The sequence below is a fragment of the Nocardia sp. NBC_00565 genome, from assembly GCF_036345915.1.
Classification (GTDB): domain Bacteria; phylum Actinomycetota; class Actinomycetes; order Mycobacteriales; family Mycobacteriaceae; genus Nocardia.
This window is the reverse complement of the sequence record NZ_CP107785.1, coordinates 3,477,629-3,496,500: the sequence shown is the minus strand read 5'-3', so window position 1 is coordinate 3,496,500 and position 18,872 is coordinate 3,477,629. Positions and strand designations below refer to the sequence as shown.

Genomic DNA, 18,872 nt, shown 5'->3' with positions numbered 1-18,872 from the left:
GGGTGTCGGTGACAGAATCGGAGCCCAGAAGCTGTGCCGATACATGCAGGCGCGCTGGTTGTCACCAGCCTTCCGGGGCGGCTTGCCGGTGCGTCGAGGGGTCAGTGGTCATCTGCGAGACGGTCGAGCCACTCTCGGAGGAGGTGTTGTTCGGCGGTGGTGAGCGTTGTTTCCTCAGGAAGGTTGGCGCGGAGGGCGCGGGCCGCGCCGGCCGGGCCGGTGTCTTGGATGGCCGGGCGTTCGTTGGTGACCGCGGTGACCATGGCCTCTCGGAGTGCGGTGAGCAGGGCCGGGTCACGGTTGGCTTCCGGGAAGGACAGCCAGGTCAGGACCGCACCCCGGCCGGTGGCGTGAATGATCCCGGCCGCAAGTTGTTCGTCGACACGCAACCAGCCACCCGCGGCGAGGCGACGGACCCGTCCGCGCAGGATTTCCAGTCCGGCCCGGAATGCGGCCGACTCGGTGCCGGCGGGCTCGCTGTACATGAGGGTGTAGAGCGCGGGGTTGGACAGACCGAACTCGACCGCAAGGTCCCACCCGGCCCGGAGGTCTTCGATGGGGTCCACGGGGTCGGGGTCGACGTGTTTGCCGGCGACGAATTTCGCGAAACCGTACTCCGCCACCGCTTCCAGCAGCCCGTCCTTGTCACCGAACAGCCGGTAGATCGCCGGTGGTTGCAACCCTGCCATGTCGGCGACTGCGCGAGTTGTCACCGCATCGCGACCCGCACGCTCCAGCAGGTCGGCGGCGGCTTCGATGACGCGTTGCCGGTGCTGTTCGCGAGTCGACGCCGTGCCGTCGGGTTCGACGGTGGTGTCGTTCCTGTGTGGCGTGGGCGATGTCATGAATCAACGATATAGCTTGACTGTTTCCAGCGGAAGTATCACTGTTAACGCATTAGCGTTTCCGCTGGAATCAGGGAGTAACAGCATGATCATCGTGACCGGAGCCACCGGGCAGCTGGGCCGTCGGATTGTCGAGAGTCTGCTGACGCGAGTGCCCGCCGACCAGGTGGGTGTGAGCGTCCGCGACCCGCGAAAGGCGCAGGACTTGGCCGACCGTGGAGCACGGGTGCGACAGGGCAGCTTCACCGACCCGGACAGCCTGTCCCACGCTTTCGAGGGCGCTAGCCAGGTGCTCCTCGTCTCGGTCGACAAGCTCGGCGCGGAGGCCATCCGACAGCACCGGGCTGCCATCGAAGGAGCCGCCGCCGCAGGCGCACGCCGCATCCTCTACACCAGCCATATGGGTGCCAGCCCGGACTCGCAGTTCGAGCCCTGTCGCGACCACGCCATCGACGAGGAAGTGCTGCAGGCCTGCGGTGTTCCGTTCACCTCGCTCCGCAACGGGTTCTACGCTGCCAGTGCAGTGCGGTTCTTCGGGCGGGCAGCCGAGACCGGAGAGCTCGTGTTGCCCGCGGATGGGGCGGTGAGCTGGACCGCACACGTCGACCTCGCCGACGCGGCCGCGGCGATCCTTACCGAGGAAGGCCGATTCGACGGTCCCACACCGCCATTGACCGCAGCGCAGGCCATCGATTTCGACGAAATTGCCACCCTCGCGGCCACGCTCACGGGCCGAACCATCAAGCGCATCACCGTATCCGACGAGGAATTCCGGCACCAGATGCTGGGCTATGGCGTCCCGGCCGCGCAGGCGGACATGATGGTGGATATCTTCGCCGCTAGCCGGGCCGGTGAATTCGCCACGGTCGACCCGACGTTGGCGCAGTTGATCGGCCGCGAGCCGACCGGTTTCGACGCGGTTCTGCGCGAGGCGCTGTTGGCGAGCTGAGCGCTCGGCGCCCAGGCGGCGAGTCCGGCGTATACGCGGATAGTGGGGTCGAGAGTGTTGCGGTGATTGCCTGAGCCCGCAGGCATGGAAAGACGGCCGGGGAATCGGCGACAGAAGCGATCTGCAATCGGTGACAACTGTCGTGTGACGAAGTGCGATAGTTGGCCCCGAGGTGTCGGGTAGGTTGCCGGCGTGGCATTTCGAGGATCGCTAGTTGGCCACGATGAAGAGCGATAGTTGGCCACTCGGAACTCCAAGCCGGACTCGGGTCTGTCTAGTTAACGGCCCTATCCCACATTCCGCTCTGTCCCGCTTTCGGTGGTGCCGGTTATCCCAGGATGATGTGGTGGAAGTAGGGAAAGCTTGCGCGGCCAACGTGAAAATCGTTGGTGCCGCACGGTGAACGCGGTCTAGGGTGCGCCTGTGACTACCGATGTACGGGGTTCCTACGACGCGCGGTTCGTCGGTGTCGCCCAGGCACTCGTAGCATCGCTGGACGCCGACGATGTCGGCGCGTCGGCAGCGGTGTACGTCGACGGCGAACCCGTGGTCGACATCTGGGGCGGATATGTCGACGTCGAGCGCACCGTGATGTGGGAGGCGGACACCATCGTCAACGTCTGGTCGACGACCAAGACAATGGTGGCATTGTGCGCGCTCATACTGGCCGACCGTGGCGAACTCGATCTGCATGCGCCGGTCGCCAGGTACTGGCCGGAGTTCGCGGCAGCGGGCAAACACGATGTGCTGGTACGGCACCTACTCGGTCACACCGCGGGTCTGCCGGTATGGGACGACCCCGTCGCGGCCGCCGACCTGTACTCCTGGCCGACCGTCACCGCGCGCCTTGCCGGACAGGCTCCCCAATGGGAACCGGGCACCGAAGGGGGTTATCACTCGATCACCTTCGGCTTCCTCGTCGGTGAGGTCATCGCCCGGGTGACCGGACGCAGCGTGGGCACATTCTTCGCCGAGGAAGTGGCCGCGCCATTGGGCGCGGACTTCCACATAGGACTCGCCCCCGAACACGATCACCGCGTCGCCGCGCTCATCCCCGCGCCCGAGGGAGACCGCCCCGAGGGATTCTCGGTCGGAGTGTCCGACGCCAACACTGCGACGTGGCGGCGCGCGGAGATCGCAAGGCCGCGACCGTGTCCTGGAACGGCCGATCCGCTGGGGCATGGGCTATCGCCTCGAGGGTCGCACCTGCTCGTGGGGCGGATGGGGCGGCTCCCTGGTCCTGGTCGATTTCGAGCACCGGATGACGGTGTCGTATGTGATGAACCAGGTGCTGTGGACCGACGACAATATGCGAGCGCTGAGCATCCTGATCGCTGCCTACGATGCACTGACCGCCTGACAGCGGCGCTGCTGTCATCGAAATTCGCACTAAAACCAAGCTGATCAAACGGCAAACGGGACAGCCGCGCAGGGTTTCCCCTGCTCCGGCACCGGATCCCGCTGGGACAGACCAGCCACCACCGCATGTGGGACAGAGCCGAATGTGGGACAGAGCCGTTGTATTTACAGTCCCTCCAGGATGGTTCGATAACGCACCCATACGGCAGCATCGTGCGTTTGTCGTGCCGATGCCGCTCCGTCCTTTGTCGCAGCAGCGAATACGAGTACTCATCGGTCAGCCGAGTCCGGCGGCCTGCTTCGCGGCTAGCTCCAGCTTGGTTCGATGGTGCTGCCACCAGTTCGGGTCGCTGGTGGGCATGTTGTCGTTGTCGGCGAGCAGGCCAGCGGCGCCGTCGACGAGCTCTCGGATGATATCGGCGTGTCCGGCATGCCGGTTGGTTTCGATGGCCACGTGCACCAGGATCTGGTGCAGAGTGACGGTTCGGTGGTCCTCTGACCACCACGGGACCGAGCCTTCGGCGGTGAGGTCGAGACTGTCGATCGTGGCGTCGGCATGTGTCCAGGCCCGACGATAGAACGCGATAATGTCCGCACGCGATTCTTCGGCGGTGGCCCACATGTCGGCAGTGGGATCGGCCTCGAAATCCTGTTTGGTGATGGGTTCGTCGTATGGGCGGCCGAAGGTGTCGCCGAAGTAGCCGAACTCGACGGTGCCGAGGTGTTTGACCAGGCCGAGCAGGTTTGTGCCGGTGGGGGTCATGGGTCGACGCACGTCGTACTCGGACAGGCCATCGAGCTTCCACAGCATGGCTTCGCGGACAACGCGCAGATAGCGGTGCAGGTCCGATTTCGGGTCAGAGCCAGTCATGTCGAGCACTCTGCCAGGGCACCCTGACATTCTCGACCGATCTTCCGGACTCAGCCGTCCGAAAACCGTTGGCGCAGTGATGATGTCATCGCACCGCCATCACGACCACGACCGACCCGACAATTCGATGGTACCCGGTCGACAGACCGAGACTGCTCGGCCGGTTGCGCTGAACAGTGGCCGAATGAACACGCGCCCTTCGGCATTACCGAGCGTGCCCTGAGTCCCAGCCGCCAGCAAGACCTGGGAACCACCATCTGTCGCTGGGGGTCGCACTGACTGCGTGCCGCCTCGAACGCCGCGGCCAACTATCGCTCTGATTGGCCAACTATCGTTCGTCGTCACATGTCGTCTGCAACGCCCTGTGTAATGAGCCATCACCCAGGCGTTTCGAGGTCGTCGGCAGTCGTCTCGTCGAGAGAACCACGTCCGGGATCCCGGTCGCCGGCTGGCCCGGACCTGTGGGTTCGGGCTGAAACCTGGGATCGGTAGGTGGCGCGCGCGGCATCTACTTGCCCCATGACATCTTCTCAACCTCCCACGAACCAACCGCAGTCCGCCGGTTTGGACAAAAAGACCAGCGCGATCCTGTCGTACGCACTGGGGTGGCTCACCGGAATCATCTTCCTGTTCGTGGGAAAGAAAGATCCCGATGTGAAATTCCATGCCTCGCAATCGATCGTCTTCTTCGGGGCGGTCTCGGTGGTCAATATTGTTCTGAGCATCGTTGGCTCGCTCCTCGGAGTCCTGGGGATCATCTTCAGCCTCGCCGGACTCGCAGTCGCGGTCTTCGCGGTCGTCGTCTGGATCATGGCCATGGTCCAGGCGAACAACACCGGCGGTGTCCGCGCGGAGCTTCCCATCGTCGGAAAATTCACTGCCCCATATGCCGATCAGTTGGCCAACTCGGTCAAGTAGCGGCATATTCGAAGTCCCCAGCTGGATTTCGTCATCGAGGATGCTGTCGGCACCCCTGCCTGCGGGCCAGATGCGACAGTCCGAAGATCAACGGCCCGAGGCTATCTCGGGCCGTTGGCGTCCGCGTGGAACGTCCGAGAATGCCGAATGTCGTGCGTTTTCGCGCGGGAGTAAATGGGGTCGAGCGGCGGGGTGTAGGCGATCTAGTATCGCCTGGTGGTGGATGTGGTGAACAGGCAGTGGGTGTTGGGGCGGCGGCCGGTAGGGGCGCTGCGGGACAAGGATTTCGAGTTGAGGAGTGTGCCGGTGCCGGTTCCTGGGTCGGGGGAGGCCTTGATTCGGGTGCATTGGCTGGGGATCGATCCCACCCAGCGGGGCTGGCTCAATGAGGCTGACAACTATATTGACGCCGTGCCGGTCGGCGCGGTGATGCGTGGTAGTGGTGTCGGGCAGGTGGTGCGCTCGAACGATCCGGATTGTCCAGTGGGTAGCTGGGTCGCGGGAATGGTGGGGTGGCAGGACTATGTCGTCTGGTCGGCGGGCGGGTTGTTCGGGTTGAACGTGGTGCCCGACGGTGTGCCGCCTACGTCGATGCTGAGTCTGTTCGGAGCGCCGGGTTTGACCGCGTACTTCGGTATGACCGATATCGGCCGTCCCGAGCCCGGCCAGACGGTGCTGGTTTCGGCGGCGGCCGGTGTCACCGGGTCTATCGCGGGGCAGATCGCAAAGGTTTTGGGCTGCACGGTCATCGGTATCGCCGGCGGCCCGGATAAGTGCTCCTGGATCACCGAGCATGCGGGTCTGGATGCCGCCCTCGACTACAAACACGATGATATCGATGCCTGTTTGACCCGTCTTGCCCCCAACGGCGTCGACGTCTTCTTCGACGGTGTGGGCGGCCGTATCCTCGAGCATGGTTTGGCGCACCTGGCCTGTCGTGCGCGTGTCGTTCTGGCCGGGGCCATCTCTTCGGGGTATCAGGGCGCCGATCCGGCATGTGGGCCGCGGAACTATATGAGGCTGGCGCTGGACCGGGCGCGTATGGAAGGGTTCATCTTCCTCGATTACCTCGACCGTTTTCCGGAAGCCTTCATGGCATTGCGTGACTGGCAGGCCCAGGGAGCGATCACCATTGCCGAGACCGTCAGCAGTGGACTGGAATCCGCGCCGAGCGCGTTGCGTGCCGTCTTCGAGGGTCGTAACCTCGGCAAGCAGCTGGTCAAGATCGCAGAGTCCTGACACATGACGCACACGAGATATGGATGCCTCCGGGTCTCCCGAATGTACTGATCAGCCGCATCCCGCGCTGACCGGACCGGCTGCCTGGCACCTCGGAAGATCAACGGGCTGCGGACATCCGACTCCAGCCGGACGCACGCTATTAGCCGCTTACGGCGCTGATCGGATCGGCCACGGCCTGACACAGCCTGACATGTCAACTGACACCGGCTTCGGTGTTCAGGTACACCACGAGATCGCGGGGCAGGCCGTGGGTGTCGTGCAGGTAGTGGTAGTCGTCGTCGGTCAAGGGTCCGGTGAAACGGCTGTGGGACAAGACCTTTCGTCCGCGCTGGAGCAGCAGATCGAATTTGCGTTCCTCATCGAGCAGGATGGTGCGCACCTCGCGGGAGTGAACAGATTGCCGGAAGTGCCCGAGGGTGTGTTCCACAAGCTCAATCGGCAGGTCGGACAGCGTGCGGGTCGGATCGTCGCGCCACAGCGTGGTCAGGGTGCGGCGGATCAAACGGCGGAGTACATGACCGCGACCGTCCCAGGTGCGCCACGACTCGTGGTCAGGCTCGAGGTGTTCGTCACCGCCGAACACCGTGACGTACATCCGGCCGGGGTCGATGCCGAAGCCGTCGCGCAGCAGTTCAAATCCCCAACGCAGGCTCTGCGGGCCGCCGTAGTCGCCGAGTGACCAGGACCCGAGCATTTCGAACACGGTGAGGTGGGTGTCGTCACCGATCTCCTCGAGATCGGTGGTGCGCAAGCATCGCTGCAGGCTGGTGAGCCGCTGGCCCAGCGGGTGGGGTCGGCCCATCAGATATGGGGTCAACGGGTGCATCCCGGAGGTGGTGAACAGCACCGGATCCCCCGGTGAGGGGATGAGCGATCCGCCCGGCGTGAGTTCATGCCCGCGTTCGCGGAAGAAGTCGAGGAAGGTCTGAACGGTCTGGTCTGTTGTGATCACGGTGGTTGCTCCATCGATGTGAAATCGACCGGAAGCGACCGCACATGGCAAGTCCGGCAACAAGACCGACGCACACCAGCGGACCGTTTCCGGTCGCCGGCATGGGAGAAAGAGGTCAGGCGGCAGCGACCGGCGAGCTGAGAGCTCGTGCGGCCGCGGCAGCGATTCGTGAATTGACCTTCATGGCTGCACGGTAGCAACCAGGCCGTGCGGAGCACGACCGACTATCGGCCGTTTGGTCGACTCACTGAGCTGGGACTCGCCTGTGTCGATCTGGAAGGCTCGGTCAGCGGACGTCTGGGATGGCTTTGTGGATTCGGTGGATCTTCTGTCGCCTCCTTGGTGCTCGTCGAGTGCGGGACCCTACGTGGGTGGGGTCGGCTCGCCTAGTCGAACCTGCTGCACGGCGTGGCGCAGTGCGCTGACGAAGGCCGTGGTCGCGGGCGGATCCGGCGGGTCGCCATAGGTGGCCAGGTAGACGTGCCGCCGGAAGTCGCGAAGGACGCTGGCCTCGATTCCGGGCGCGCGGTGGGTGCGCAGTGCCAGCCCCGGCATGGTGGTCACGCCCATGCCCGCAGCGACCAGTGCCTGCTGGACGATGATGTCGTCGCTGGTGTACGCGATGGGCGGGACGAAGCCCGCCTGGTCGCAGGCCTCGAGGAACTCGCGGCGGCAGTTCTCGCAACCCGCGATCCAGGCGGAGTCGCGGTTGCCTGCCAGTGTCTGGCCGGGTTCGAGGCTGAGCAGGTACATCGGGTCGTCGAACAGATGCGTGACGCGGATGTCGTCCGGGGTCGTGTCGTCGTAGCGGAAGACGATCGCGACGTCGACCTGCCCGGCCCGCAGCAGATCGAGTGCCACGCGCGGGTGGGCCTCGATCAGGTGCAGTTCGATGCCGGGGTGCTCGCGGCGCAGGGTGCCCGCGGCGTGCGGCACCAGCACGGCGAGCGCCGACTGGAAGCCGGCGACCCGGACGCGGCCGGTGCGCAGGCCCACCATCGCGGACAGTTCCGCGGCGGCGGTGTCGACCCGGCCGACGATCTCAGTGGCGCGGCGGGCCAGGTGCTCGCCCTCCGGGGTGAGCCGGATGCCCCGGCCGACCCGTTGGACGAGCCTGGCCCCGGTCTCGGCCTCCAGCCTGGCCAGATGACGGCTGACGGCGGGCTGGGAGTAGTTCAGGTGCTTGGCGGCCTTGGTGACCGAGCCCTGCGCGGCGATCGCCGCGAGAACCCGTAACCGCAGGATATCCAGCATGCATAAAGAATACGCATGAGTTCGCCCAAGTATTGTCATTGGACGAATGAGTCGGCGCACGGGACGCTGAGGGGGACAAACCCGCTCTGCGAAGGAGGACACGGCCATGACCCGCTCACTGGCGACGCTCACCGATCTCGTTGCGGCCGTGCGCCAGGCGGTCGACGTGCGGACCGGCTGGACGGACACCGCGGAACTGGTCGCCGATCAGCTCCGCGCGCACCTGCCCGGCCCCCAGATCCTGACGCCCGATCAGCGTCTCGGCCGACCCGACCGGGTCGCGGGCCACCTGCTGCACGCCGAGCCCGACGGGGCGTTCTCCATGCTCGGCCTGGTCTGGCGCCCCGGGCAGACCACCCGGATCCACGACCACATCACTTGGTGCGTCGTGGGCGTGCTGTCGGGCATCGAGCACGAGGAACTGTTCGACGAAGCGCTCGATCCCATCGGCGCGTGGGACAACCCTCCCGGCGAGGTCAGCGGCTTCGCGCCGCCCGGCGACATCCACCGCATCCGCAACGTCGGCGACGAGACCGCCATCAGCCTGCACATCTACGGCACCGACATCACCCGCGTCGGGTCCAGCGCCCGCCGCTATTACAACTGAGGAGTTCGAACCATGGACCAGCACGCCATCGACGAGGTACTGAACCGCCCACTCAGCCAGGAACTGCTGGCCCGTGATCTGGCCAGGCTGGCCTTCATCGGGTGGGACGGCACCCCGCGGTCGATCCCGATCGGAATTGTCTGGAACGGCACGGAAATCGTCATGTGCACCGCGACGAACGCGCGGAAACTCCCGGCGTTGCGCCGCAATCCCGCGGTCGCGCTGACGATCGACACCGAGTCGCACCCGCCGAAGGTCCTGCTCATCCGCGGCCAAGCGGAGCTGGATGTCGTCGACGGCATCCCGGACGAGTACCTCCAGTGGAACGGCACTTACGAGATGACGCCCGAGCAACGGGCCGAGTGGGAGGAAGGCGTGAAGTCGCTCTACGACGGCATGGTCCGGGTCGTGGTGAAGCCGACCTGGGCCGAGCTGATCGACTTCGAGACAACCCTGCCCACCGCCATCGAGGAGCTCATGCAGCAACAGAAGGAACGCCAGCGCGCCTGAACACGCACACGCGCTGCCGAACCCGGCGGCCGGCCCCGAAAGGAGATCATTATGGACGACACCAACCAGCGAGGCCCCCAACCCGGGCGCGGGACAATCCAGCGGATGGACAACATCGCCATCGTCGTCGACGACCTCGCGGCTGCTACGGCGTTCTTCCTCGCACTGGGACTGGAGCTGGAGGGCGAGGCGACAGTCGAGGGCAGCGCGGTGGATCGCCTCGTCGGGCTCGCGGGAGTCCGATCGGACATCGCGATGATGCGCACCCCGGACGGCCACGGACGGCTCGAGCTGACCAAGTACCAGACGCCGTCGACCCGAGACGGTGACCCGCGCGCTCCGGCGAACACGCTGGGCATGCATCGCATCATGTTCGCCGTCGAAGACATCGACGACATCCTCGACCGCTTGCGGCCACACGGAGCCGAACTCCTCGGCGAGCTGGTGCAGTACGAGAACAGCTACCGGCTCTGCTACCTCCGCGGCCCCGCAGGCATCCTCGTCGCGCTGGCCGAGCGGATCAAGTGACCCGGTGGTGAACGGCCCAGCGCCGGAACGGGGCCATCTCCAGCATCAGGGCGACCCTTCAGCATTCCTGACACCACCCACTGCGGGCGCACCAACACATTCAATGGTCAGACGGAGAGCATCGTCTCGCCGCGAACATCCGCTTCTACCGCGACCCGCGCGTTCACGAACGTCCGCATCTGCCGAAGTCCAGGGCGTTCGCACGAGCGTGTACACGATCTCGGCTGCACCGATGAATTTTGTGTGGATCAGTCGTCGATACCTCTGGATACGCCGACAGCGGTGGGTCAGAGCAGGAGCAAACGATCCGGACGTGATCCGGACGGGTGAGCAGGAGGCGCAGTGAGCGGTACCAGGGTGTTGGTGGCGGGGGCGAGCATCGCGGGGCCCGCGCTGGCCCACTGGCTGGGTCGGCGGGGGGCCGAGGTGACCGTGGTGGAGCGGGCCCCCGAGCTGCGTCCCGGTGGGCAGGCGGTGGACGCGCGCGGGGTTGCCAAGGAGGTCATCCGGCGCATGGGGCTGGACGCGGCGGTGCGTGCGGCGCGCACCGAGACCGCTGGCGCGCACACCGTGGACGTGGACGGGAACGTGCTGGAGACCTACCGCGCCGATGACGACGGTGGTGACGGGTTCATCGCGGAGATCGAGATCCTGCGCGGGGACCTGTCCCAGGTGCTCTACGACGACACTCGGGACGGTGTCGAGTACGTCTTCGGCGACCGGATCGCCGAGCTCACCCAGGACGCGGACGGGGTCGACGTGGCCTTCGCGGGCGGCGACCGGCGGCGTTTCGACCTGGTGGTCGGGGCGGACGGGCTGCACTCGGCGCTGCGAGCGATGGTGTTCGGGCCGCGCGAGCGGTTCGTCCGCCACCTCGGGCACGTGCTGGCCTTCTACAGTGTGCCCAACGAGTTCGGGCTGGACCGCTGGCTGATCGACTACCAGGAGGCCGGGCGCTCCGCCGGCCTGCGGCCAATCCAGGACGCCACCAGGGCGATGGCCATGTTCTCCTTCCCCTCGGCCGACCTCGACGTCGACTACCGCGACGTCGAGGCCCAGAAGCGCCTGCTGCGCGAGCGGATGGCCGGCCTGGGCTGGTTGACCCCGGACATCCTCGCGCACCTGGACGACACCCCGGACTTCTACCTCGACCAGGTCGCCCAGGTGGTGATGGACCGCTGGTCGAGCGGACGGGTGGGGCTGCTCGGGGACGCGGCGTTCAGCTCGTCGCCGATGTCTGGGCAGGGCACCGGGCTGGCCCTGGTCGGTGCCTACCTGCTGGCCGGAGAGCTGGCGGCCGCCGGGTGGGACCCGGAGGCCGGGTTCGCCGGCTACGAGGGGCGGATGCGCTCGTTCGTCGAGGCCAACCAGGAGATCGGCCGGTTGAACGCGCGCAGCCGCGACGTCCCCGGGCCGGACGCCGAGCCGAGCATCGATTTCGACAGCGAATGGTTCACCGAACTGGTCGAGCGCGCGATCAACGGCGTCGAGCTGCCCGACTACGCAGGGGTGCCGGACTCCGGGGCCCCGGCCGGACCGCCGATCACCTCGTCGGGCCAAGCCGTAGGTGTCACAGAACGTCTTTCTATGCCGCATTCAGAGCGTTCAACCGGGTGGCTGAGTAACCCTGAGTCGCGGTAGCCGCAGCCGTCTAACCCGTTGTCGGGCAACGCATCTACTCGCAGGCAATGTCACGGAGTACTGCATGGTCTCGGTGGAGGTGTTCAAGAGCGAGCATCGATGAGGATTTGGGATGCTGCGGCCACTGCGGCTGCCAATGAAGGCGTTTCGGTCGAGCACGCGCTCCTCTTCGCTGCCCATCGCCCCACCTGGCCCGGCGGTCTCGGCGCGGTCAACCCTGTAGGCGGTTGGCGCGGAGGCGCCGCTGAGAGGGTCGCGCGTCCCACGGCACTGCCGCCACGACGGGTTGCGTTTCGAACTCCCGGAAGTTTTGTGCCGTCCGGCGAGGTCTTCGAACGGCACGAAACCCGGTGTTCAAGGAAGCCCCGGACGCACAGCGCGAAGAGCTATCTCGTTGGCAGGCAATCGGAATCGTCAGAGTTCACCCGCCGTGGTAACTCGACACGAAGAATGGCCCGGCTTGATTCTGGCAAATTTACTGCAATAGCTCGTACTCGCCGCTGCGTAGCGCAGCGACACAAAATAAATCCGGCCCCGAGGGGCGACACGGACGAAGTGGTGATCTACCGAGACCGAATCAGGAGGCGGGCTTGGGCTGGTTCAGGTCCCTGATACCGGTGATCGAATTGATGATGTTGAGGATGGCGGAGGTGCCGCCGTCGAGGGCCGAGCTGCCGGAGTCGAGCGTGGCGGAGCCGGAGGACGATCCGGCCGAACCCGAGGATGAGCCGCCGTCGGCCGAACCCGAGCCCGCGGAGCCGGTGGCGGCGGAGTTAGCGGCGGGGTTGGCGGCGGAGGCCACCGCGACCGGGCCGAAGAACAGGGCGGCGGCGGAGATGGTGGCGGCGGCAGCAAAGACCTTGCGAGAGACCATGTACGGAGTTTCCTTTCACAGATGGATAACGACGCCATCACGGCGTACACCACAAATGTTATGAAGAAGAAATCTGAAAATCCACTTCTATTATTGTGGTAATAATCACCGTTAACAATTGGCAAACAGTACATTTTGCGGAGGTAACACAATTTGATCTTCATTCCGCATGCGAATTCGATGATCAAATTCGGTCGATTTCTCCGACGGTGCCGCGTATTGGCGTGCGGCGGACCGGATCTCGTAGCGGACCTTCGATTCCCGGCACCGCGAGACCTCGAGCCGACGACGCGCTCGGGGGCCCGCTGGCATGACGGCGATCCGGCGTTACCGGGCAAGGTGTCACGCCCACACGACAGCGCGACACACTCAGGACCCGATGCCGTCCTGGCCGTATCTCCCATGCCGTGCTCACGGCGGGCATCGGCGAGATCCATCGAGGAAGCGTTCCGGATTACGCGTGCGGGAAGCATGCGCATGATCGAGCAGGATGTGAGGTCCCGGTCGTGGGTTGGTGAGTCAGTTCGTAGAGGACAGGCCGAGGAACCGTTCGGCGTTTCCACGCAGGATCAACTGCGATACGTCGTCGGTGAGGAAGTCGCTCTTGCGTACCACCTCCCCGACCGGTCGTTTCCCGAGTGGGTACGGGTAGTCGCTGCCGACCAAGACCCGGTCTTTTCCAACTGTGTCGACCAGCAGTCGCAGGGCTCGCTCGTCGAAGACGACCGAATCGACGTAGAAGCGGCCCAGGTAGTGTGACGGCGGGTACTTGGAGGTGCCGATCACGTCGTTGCGGCGGTGCCAGGCGTTTTCCATGCGTCCCAGCCAGAACGCGAAGGATCCGCCGCCCGCGAACGCGATCTTGAGTCGGTCGTCGATGCGGTCGAACACCCCACCCAGGACCATGGCCAGGATGGACAGATGTGTCTCGGCCGGCATGGCGGTGAGCCATTGGGCCATCCAGCGATCCAGGCGCGGCGAGTCGGCCATATCCCAGGGATGCACGAAAACCGGGACGTCCAGGGATGCGCAGTGCTGAAGGAAGGTTACGACGCCTGCACTGTCGAGGTCGACGTCGCCGACGTGGTTTCCGATCTCCACGCCTCGATGGCCTTGTTCGAGGCACCGTTCGAGTTCGCGGCAGGCCGCATCGGTGTCCTGTAATGGCACCTGGCAGAACGGGATCAGGCGATCGGGTGCGGGTGCGACGATCTCCAACGCGAGATCGTTGAAGATGCGCGCGATGCGGGTCGCCTCGGCGGGGGATCGCCCGTAGTTGAAGAACACCGGGGTCGGTGAAACCACCTGTGCGTATACGCCGTCGGCGTCCATGTCTCTGAGCCGCCACTCGATGTTCCAGCAGTCGGCCTGGATGCGGCGAAACTCCCGGGTGCCCATCATGATGGAGGCTTCGATCTCGGTGTGGGCCTTGAGCCACGGCGCCTCGGGCCCGGCGTCATCTTGAAGGTCCGGCCATCCGTTGGGCACGTAATGGGTGTGGACGTCGATCATTCCGCTCATGGTTCTCACCCCCGACCGGGGTGCAGCGTTCCGCAGTTCTCACACATGCGGGTTTCGAGGCTGTCATAGAACTTGGTGAACACCGGCGGCAGATCCGCCTCGTGGATCAGCGCGTTGGCACGCTCACGCACCGGAGTGTCGTCCCAGCCGGTATCGAGTGCGTGCCGCGCCGCCCGCACCGCATTGTCCACCAATGTCTGGTCGGCTTCGTGGACCAAACCGAGCACCAGACCGGTCGCGGGGTCGATGTTGTCGAAACAGTAGCCCGGATCAGGTTCGACGAACGTGCCGTCCACGAAGTTGCGGAACCAGCGTTCGGTCGATGTCATGGGTTGATACTTCACTACCAGCACATGCTGGAAAAATGCAAAAACACTCGTGAGGTATGTCTAAATTGCCATACCTTCTGCGGGGACGGCTGGTTGCGGCGGGCAATAGCTTAACTGTGACTAGAAAAATGATTACATCATATGTGAGACGCGCGCCACCGGTCGGTACGGGGCCTGGTCAGCTGGGGTCGGCGCTGTGCCCTGCGCGGCTTCGGCTTTGACCGTGGATCACCGCGAGGGCGTGTTTCTGCGCGAGGGGGGCGAGAACGTCGTTGAGCTCGTCGAAGAGGGTGCCGGCGGCCTCGCCTTTCCAGGCGCGGGGCAGCAGCGAGAGCGGAAGACCGGGATCGAGATAGGGCAGTCGCCGCCATTCTGTGAGCATCGACGCGTAGATCGAGAATGCTTCCTTGGGCGTGGGCCGCTGCTTTATCGTGAGATAGAGCACTGGTCGGTAGCGTGCCAGGAAGTCGCCATAGCGCAGGGCGAGGTCGTCCAGGTCCCACCACTGCGCGACCTTGGACCGCAGGTCGCCGTAGGCGAAATGCTGTCCGGTGAAGATGTCGACATAGTCGGACAATCCGCGCCGTTCGAGAGTTTGGCGTGTTTCATTGGCCAGCGAACCCGGAGCGATCCACACCCCGGGTGAGGCGGTGCCGAAGCCCAAACGAGTCAGGCTCACCCGCAGCGCGTGCCGTTTCTCGCGCTCGGATTCGGGCACGGAGAACACCACCATGACCCACTCGTTGTCATCGCGGGCGCGGGTGCGTTCGAAGATTCGTACGTCACCCTCGGCGAGCACGTCGAGGGTGGCTTCGGACAGTGCATATCCGGCGGTGGTGCCGTTGCGTTCGCTCAGGAGCACGCCGCGGCGTTTGAGCCGTGAGATCGACGATCGCACGGCTGGGGACTCGGCACCGACATCGGCCATCAGAGCGACCACGGCTTTGGTGGGCAGCCAGTTGCCCTCCGCGCGAGCGCACAGACCGAAGATGGTGATGATGAGGTGTGCGAGGCGAGCGTCTCGGCCGCCGGAATTGGTAGTGATCGTTTGAGACTCTGCCGTCATGATTGCACCATACGTCATCTGTGAGGTTCAGCGGGGGTGTCGTGGCGGGGCAACAAGCGTTCAAGACGGGCGAATCATGCCCTCCTGCACCACGGTAGCGATATGCAGGCCCTCGCGGGTGAAGAAACTACCTGCGCCGACGCCGCGACCGGCGTCGGCCGCGACCGCGTCCTGGACGTAGAGCAGCCAGTCGTCGAACGTGACCGGGCGATGGAACCACATCGCGTGATCGAGGCTGGCGGTCACGAGCCCCGGCTCGGCCCATGCGTGGCCCAGCACCCGCAGTACCGGCTCGAGGATTGTGTAGTCACACACGTAGGCGAGCGCGGCGGTGTCTCGTTGACCGGCGGTGAGGCCGGCGACGGGCTGCAGTGGATCGAACGGCTTGACCCACACCGCTTGCCGGGGAGAGTGGTGTGGATCGGTGCTGAGATACACCGGTTCGGGTGCATGACGGATGTCGAAGCCGCGCCCGGTCGACCAGTACTTTTTCGACAATTCGGTCATGGTCCCGCCGCTGCGTTCGGTGAGGTACTCCGCCGCGCTGGGCAACTGTTCCGGGCCCGGAAACGAAAACGGGAACTCGGCGCGAAATCGCCCGCCGCTGTGCCCGGCCGCGAAATTCGCCAGGCAGACGTAGATCGGTTTGCCGTTCTGGTAAGCGCGCACCTGCCGGGTGCTGTAACCGCGGCCGTCTCGGAGGTTTTCGACTTCGTAGTGCACGCTCGCCCCGATCTCGGCGGGGCGCAGGAAGTAGCTGTGCATCGAGTGCAGCGCCTTCTCCTCCGCGATCGAATGGATGGCGGCGGTCGCGGCCTGCGCGACCAGGTCGCCGCCGTAGGCCTTGGGCCACGGGCACGGCTGTGTCACGGCTTCGAAGGCGAGGTCGAAACGGGTCGCCTTGGCGGGGGTCAGCGTGACGGCTTCGGTGAATATCGCCGATGTCGCTGCGGTACGGATTGTCATGTGTGTCTCCGGCGGTCGCGTCGAGGGGTTGCTACGGTCATCACCCGGCGGTGGCCCACCCGGTGGGCTGCCACCGGCGGCGGGTTGGTGTTGATCGGTGTGCGGCGCGAACGAGTTCCAGGCGCGGTGGGGGACCGTCGGTACGGGCGGTGGGCGGCTTGCGGTTACCGGCCCGATAGGGGGTGGGCCATTGGGCTCCGTCGCCTCGATAGTCCTGTTCGGCGGCGGCGTGCAGGGTCCATTGCGGATCCCACAGGTGCGCGCGGCCGATGGCGACGAGGTCGGCGCGGCCGGCGAGCAGGACCGAATTGACATCGTCGTAGGACGAGATCGCCCCGACCGCGACGACTGCGACACCGAGCGGCACTCCGACCTCGTGACGGATGCGATCTGCGAAAGGTGTCTGGTAGCTGCGCCCGAAGGCTGGCTTCTCGTGTTTGACGACCTGGCCGGAGGAGACGTGCAGCACGTCGGCGCCGTGCTGGGCGAACGCGCGAGCGATCTGGACCGCGTCGTCGATGGTGTTGCCGCCCTCGGCCCAGTCGGTGGCCGAAATGCGTACCGATACAGGTTGATCCGAGGGCCAGACGTCCTTGATCGCGTCGAACACCCGTAGCGGGAACCGGAGCCGGTTCTCGAGCGAACCGCCGTATTCGTCGGTGCGCTGATTGGTCAATGGTGAGAGGAACGAGGAGAGCAGGTAGCCGTGTGCGCAGTGCAGTTCGAGCACATCGAACCCGGCCTGGGCCGCCGCGGCTGCCGCGGACACGAATTGTGTTGTGATGGTGTCGAGTTCGTCTGTCGAGATCTCCCGGGGTGTGCGGCTGTCGGGACCATACGGGATCGCAGACGGGCTCACCGTCTCCCACCCTCCGGTCTCGAGGGGGTCGTCGATGCCCTCCCACATGACTTTCGTCGAACCTTTGCGTCCGGAATGCCCCAGCTGGACACCGATCTTCGCCTCGGAGCTGCCGTGCACGAAGTCCACAATGCGGGCCCATGCCCGCTGTTGCTGCTCGGTGTAGAGACCCGCGCAGCCCGGGGTGATCCTGCCTTCGGGGGAAACACACACCATCTCGGTCATCACCAGCCCGGCACCACCGAGCGCTTTGCCACCCAGATGCACCAGATGGAAATCGGTGGGTACTCCGTCGACGGCGCAGTACATGTCCATGGGGGAGACCAGGATCCGGTTGACCAGCTCGATGCCCTTGAGCCGCAAGGGGTAGAACATGGGCGGACGGGTATCGGCGGGCTGGACAGCGAAAGTGGACTGGGTGGCGAGATGCCAGCCGTCGATGGCCTCGACGAAGTCGTTATCGCGCAGTCGCAGGTTGTCGTAGGTGATGCGGCGGCTGCGGGTGAGTAGGTTGAATGCGAACTGGTGGGGATCCTGGTCGGTGTACTGGGAGATGGACTCGAACCATTCCAGGCTGGCTTGGGCCGCGCGCTGGATCGATTCCACCACGGGTCGGCGTTCGGTCTCGTAGGCGTCGAGTCCTGTGGTGACCGAGTCGGTTTCGTGTAGGCACGCCGCGAGCGCGAGGGCGTCCTCCATCGCGAGTTTGGTGCCTGAGCCGATGGAGAAATGTGCGGTATGGGCGGCGTCGCCGATGAGAACGATGTTGCCGTGGCGCCAGGTCCGGTTGCGCACGGTGGTGAAGTTGATCCATCGGGAGTTGTTGGCCAGCAGCGCATGTCCGCCCAGATGGTCGGCGAACAGCCCGCGCACCACATTGATCGAGTCTTCGTCACTTTGCCCGGGAGCGAAGTCGTCGGTGGCGTGTTTGTCGAAACCGGCGGCGCGCCACACAGATTCGTGCATCTCGACGATGAACGTGCTCTCGGTGGCGCTGAACGGGTACGCGTGGACCTGCATGACGCCGTAGGGGGTGTGCTCGACGATGAATTCGAACGCTTCGAAGACGCGGTCCGTGCCCAGCCACATGTATTTGTTGTGCCTGCGGTCCAGGCTCGGTTGGAAAACGTCGGCAAAGCGAGTGCGTACGGCGGAGTTGAGGCCATCGGCGGCGAGAACGAGATCGTGGGTGGCCGCGAGTACTTCGATGTCGGGCGCCTCGGTGCTGAAGTGAATTCGTACCCCCAGTTGCAGGCATCGAGTCTGCAGGATGTGCAGCAACTGTTTGCGACTCATGGCGGCGAACCCTTGCCCGCCCGAGGTGCGAACCTGACCTCGGTAGGTGATGTCGATGTCGCTCCAGCGGGCGAACTGTTCGCTCATCGCCTGGTATACGTGTTCGTCGGCGTGCTCGATGCCGCCGAGAGTCTCGTCGGAGAACACGACGCCGAATCCGAAGGTGTCGTCGGGGGCGTTGCGCTCCCAGATGGTGACCTCGTGGGTGGGGTCGAGTTGTTTCATGAGGGCGGAGAAATATAGCCCGGCAGGTCCTCCGCCGACTACTGCGATACGCATTGGAAG

The 18,872-nt window shown here is 65.2% G+C and carries 18 protein-coding genes; 8 read left to right on the top strand and 10 right to left on the bottom strand.

The window, feature by feature from the left end:
• Nucleotides 1-101: 101 nt before the first annotated feature.
• Nucleotides 102-845: a TetR/AcrR family transcriptional regulator gene (locus tag OG874_RS16680; RefSeq protein WP_330256051.1), complete on the bottom strand. Its 744-nt coding sequence runs from the start codon at nucleotides 843-845 to the stop codon at nucleotides 102-104.
• Between the two features lie 85 nt (nucleotides 846-930).
• Between OG874_RS16680 and OG874_RS16675 the strand changes: the two genes are divergently transcribed.
• Together OG874_RS16675 and OG874_RS16670 are read left to right on the top strand one after the other, a co-directional pair.
• Nucleotides 931-1,794, top strand: coding sequence for an NAD(P)H-binding protein (locus OG874_RS16675; RefSeq protein ID WP_330256050.1), 864 nt, complete (start codon nucleotides 931-933; stop codon nucleotides 1,792-1,794).
• Between the two features lie 423 nt (nucleotides 1,795-2,217).
• Nucleotides 2,218-3,198 (top strand): serine hydrolase domain-containing protein, encoded by a 981-nt coding sequence (locus tag OG874_RS16670; RefSeq protein ID WP_330256049.1) that lies wholly within the window; start codon nucleotides 2,218-2,220, stop codon nucleotides 3,196-3,198.
• Nucleotides 3,199-3,430: 232 nt separating this feature from the next.
• Here the strand turns inward: OG874_RS16670 and OG874_RS16665 are convergent, their stop codons facing one another.
• The gene (locus tag OG874_RS16665) at nucleotides 3,431-4,024 is read right to left on the bottom strand and encodes a DinB family protein (protein ID WP_330256048.1); all 594 of its coding nucleotides are present in this window, start codon (nucleotides 4,022-4,024) and stop codon (nucleotides 3,431-3,433) included.
• A gap of 519 nt (nucleotides 4,025-4,543) precedes the next feature.
• Between OG874_RS16665 and OG874_RS16660 the strand changes: the two genes are divergently transcribed.
• Both OG874_RS16660 and OG874_RS16655 read left to right on the top strand, forming a co-directional pair.
• The gene (locus OG874_RS16660; protein ID WP_330256047.1) at nucleotides 4,544-4,942 is read left to right on the top strand and encodes a DUF4870 domain-containing protein; all 399 of its coding nucleotides are present in this window, start codon (nucleotides 4,544-4,546) and stop codon (nucleotides 4,940-4,942) included.
• Nucleotides 4,943-5,158: 216 nt separating this feature from the next.
• Entirely contained in the window at nucleotides 5,159-6,181 is a 1,023-nt protein-coding gene (locus tag OG874_RS16655) for an NADP-dependent oxidoreductase (protein ID WP_330256046.1), read from the top strand.
• Between the two features lie 196 nt (nucleotides 6,182-6,377).
• Here the strand turns inward: OG874_RS16655 and OG874_RS16650 are convergent, their stop codons facing one another.
• Complete coding sequence (locus tag OG874_RS16650) at nucleotides 6,378-7,136, bottom strand: alanine--tRNA ligase-related protein (protein ID WP_330256045.1); 759 nt, start codon at nucleotides 7,134-7,136, stop codon at nucleotides 6,378-6,380.
• Between the two features lie 363 nt (nucleotides 7,137-7,499).
• Entirely contained in the window at nucleotides 7,500-8,390 is an 891-nt protein-coding gene (locus OG874_RS16645; protein WP_330256044.1) for a LysR family transcriptional regulator, read from the bottom strand.
• Nucleotides 8,391-8,496: 106 nt separating this feature from the next.
• Here OG874_RS16645 and OG874_RS16640 point away from each other — a divergent pair, with 106 nt between their 5' ends.
• The 4 genes from OG874_RS16640 to OG874_RS16625 all read left to right on the top strand — a co-directional run bounded on the left by OG874_RS16640 (nucleotide 8,497) and on the right by OG874_RS16625 (nucleotide 11,676).
• On the top strand, nucleotides 8,497-8,997 hold the full coding sequence (locus OG874_RS16640) for a cysteine dioxygenase family protein (protein ID WP_330256043.1): 501 nt from the start codon (nucleotides 8,497-8,499) through the stop codon (nucleotides 8,995-8,997).
• A gap of 12 nt (nucleotides 8,998-9,009) precedes the next feature.
• Nucleotides 9,010-9,507, top strand: a complete 498-nt coding sequence (locus tag OG874_RS16635; protein ID WP_330256042.1) for a pyridoxamine 5'-phosphate oxidase family protein — start codon at nucleotides 9,010-9,012, stop codon at nucleotides 9,505-9,507.
• Nucleotides 9,508-9,558: 51 nt separating this feature from the next.
• The gene (locus tag OG874_RS16630) at nucleotides 9,559-10,035 is read left to right on the top strand and encodes a VOC family protein (RefSeq protein WP_330256041.1); all 477 of its coding nucleotides are present in this window, start codon (nucleotides 9,559-9,561) and stop codon (nucleotides 10,033-10,035) included.
• 342 nt (nucleotides 10,036-10,377) lie between these two features.
• Nucleotides 10,378-11,676 (top strand): FAD-dependent monooxygenase, encoded by a 1,299-nt coding sequence (locus tag OG874_RS16625; RefSeq protein ID WP_330256040.1) that lies wholly within the window; start codon nucleotides 10,378-10,380, stop codon nucleotides 11,674-11,676.
• 577 nt (nucleotides 11,677-12,253) lie between these two features.
• On the opposite strand, the gene OG874_RS16620 is transcribed toward OG874_RS16625, so the two are convergent.
• From OG874_RS16620 to OG874_RS16595, 6 genes are all read right to left on the bottom strand, one after another.
• Nucleotides 12,254-12,550, bottom strand: coding sequence for a hypothetical protein (locus OG874_RS16620; RefSeq protein WP_330256039.1), 297 nt, complete (start codon nucleotides 12,548-12,550; stop codon nucleotides 12,254-12,256).
• A 519-nt stretch (nucleotides 12,551-13,069) separates the two neighbouring features.
• A complete protein-coding gene (locus OG874_RS16615; RefSeq protein WP_330256038.1) occupies nucleotides 13,070-14,071 on the bottom strand; it encodes an amidohydrolase family protein in 1,002 nt (333 codons plus the stop codon).
• Nucleotides 14,072-14,076: 5 nt separating this feature from the next.
• Entirely contained in the window at nucleotides 14,077-14,400 is a 324-nt protein-coding gene (locus tag OG874_RS16610) for an aldehyde dehydrogenase family protein (RefSeq protein WP_330256037.1), read from the bottom strand.
• A gap of 178 nt (nucleotides 14,401-14,578) precedes the next feature.
• On the bottom strand, nucleotides 14,579-15,466 hold the full coding sequence (locus OG874_RS16605) for a PaaX family transcriptional regulator (RefSeq protein ID WP_330256036.1): 888 nt from the start codon (nucleotides 15,464-15,466) through the stop codon (nucleotides 14,579-14,581).
• A 60-nt stretch (nucleotides 15,467-15,526) separates the two neighbouring features.
• On the bottom strand, nucleotides 15,527-16,432 hold the full coding sequence (locus OG874_RS16600) for an acyl-CoA thioesterase (RefSeq protein ID WP_330256035.1): 906 nt from the start codon (nucleotides 16,430-16,432) through the stop codon (nucleotides 15,527-15,529).
• Nucleotides 16,433-16,472: 40 nt separating this feature from the next.
• A complete protein-coding gene (locus OG874_RS16595) occupies nucleotides 16,473-18,866 on the bottom strand; it encodes a bifunctional salicylyl-CoA 5-hydroxylase/oxidoreductase (protein WP_330256034.1) in 2,394 nt (797 codons plus the stop codon).
• Nucleotides 18,867-18,872: the final 6 nt, after the last annotated feature.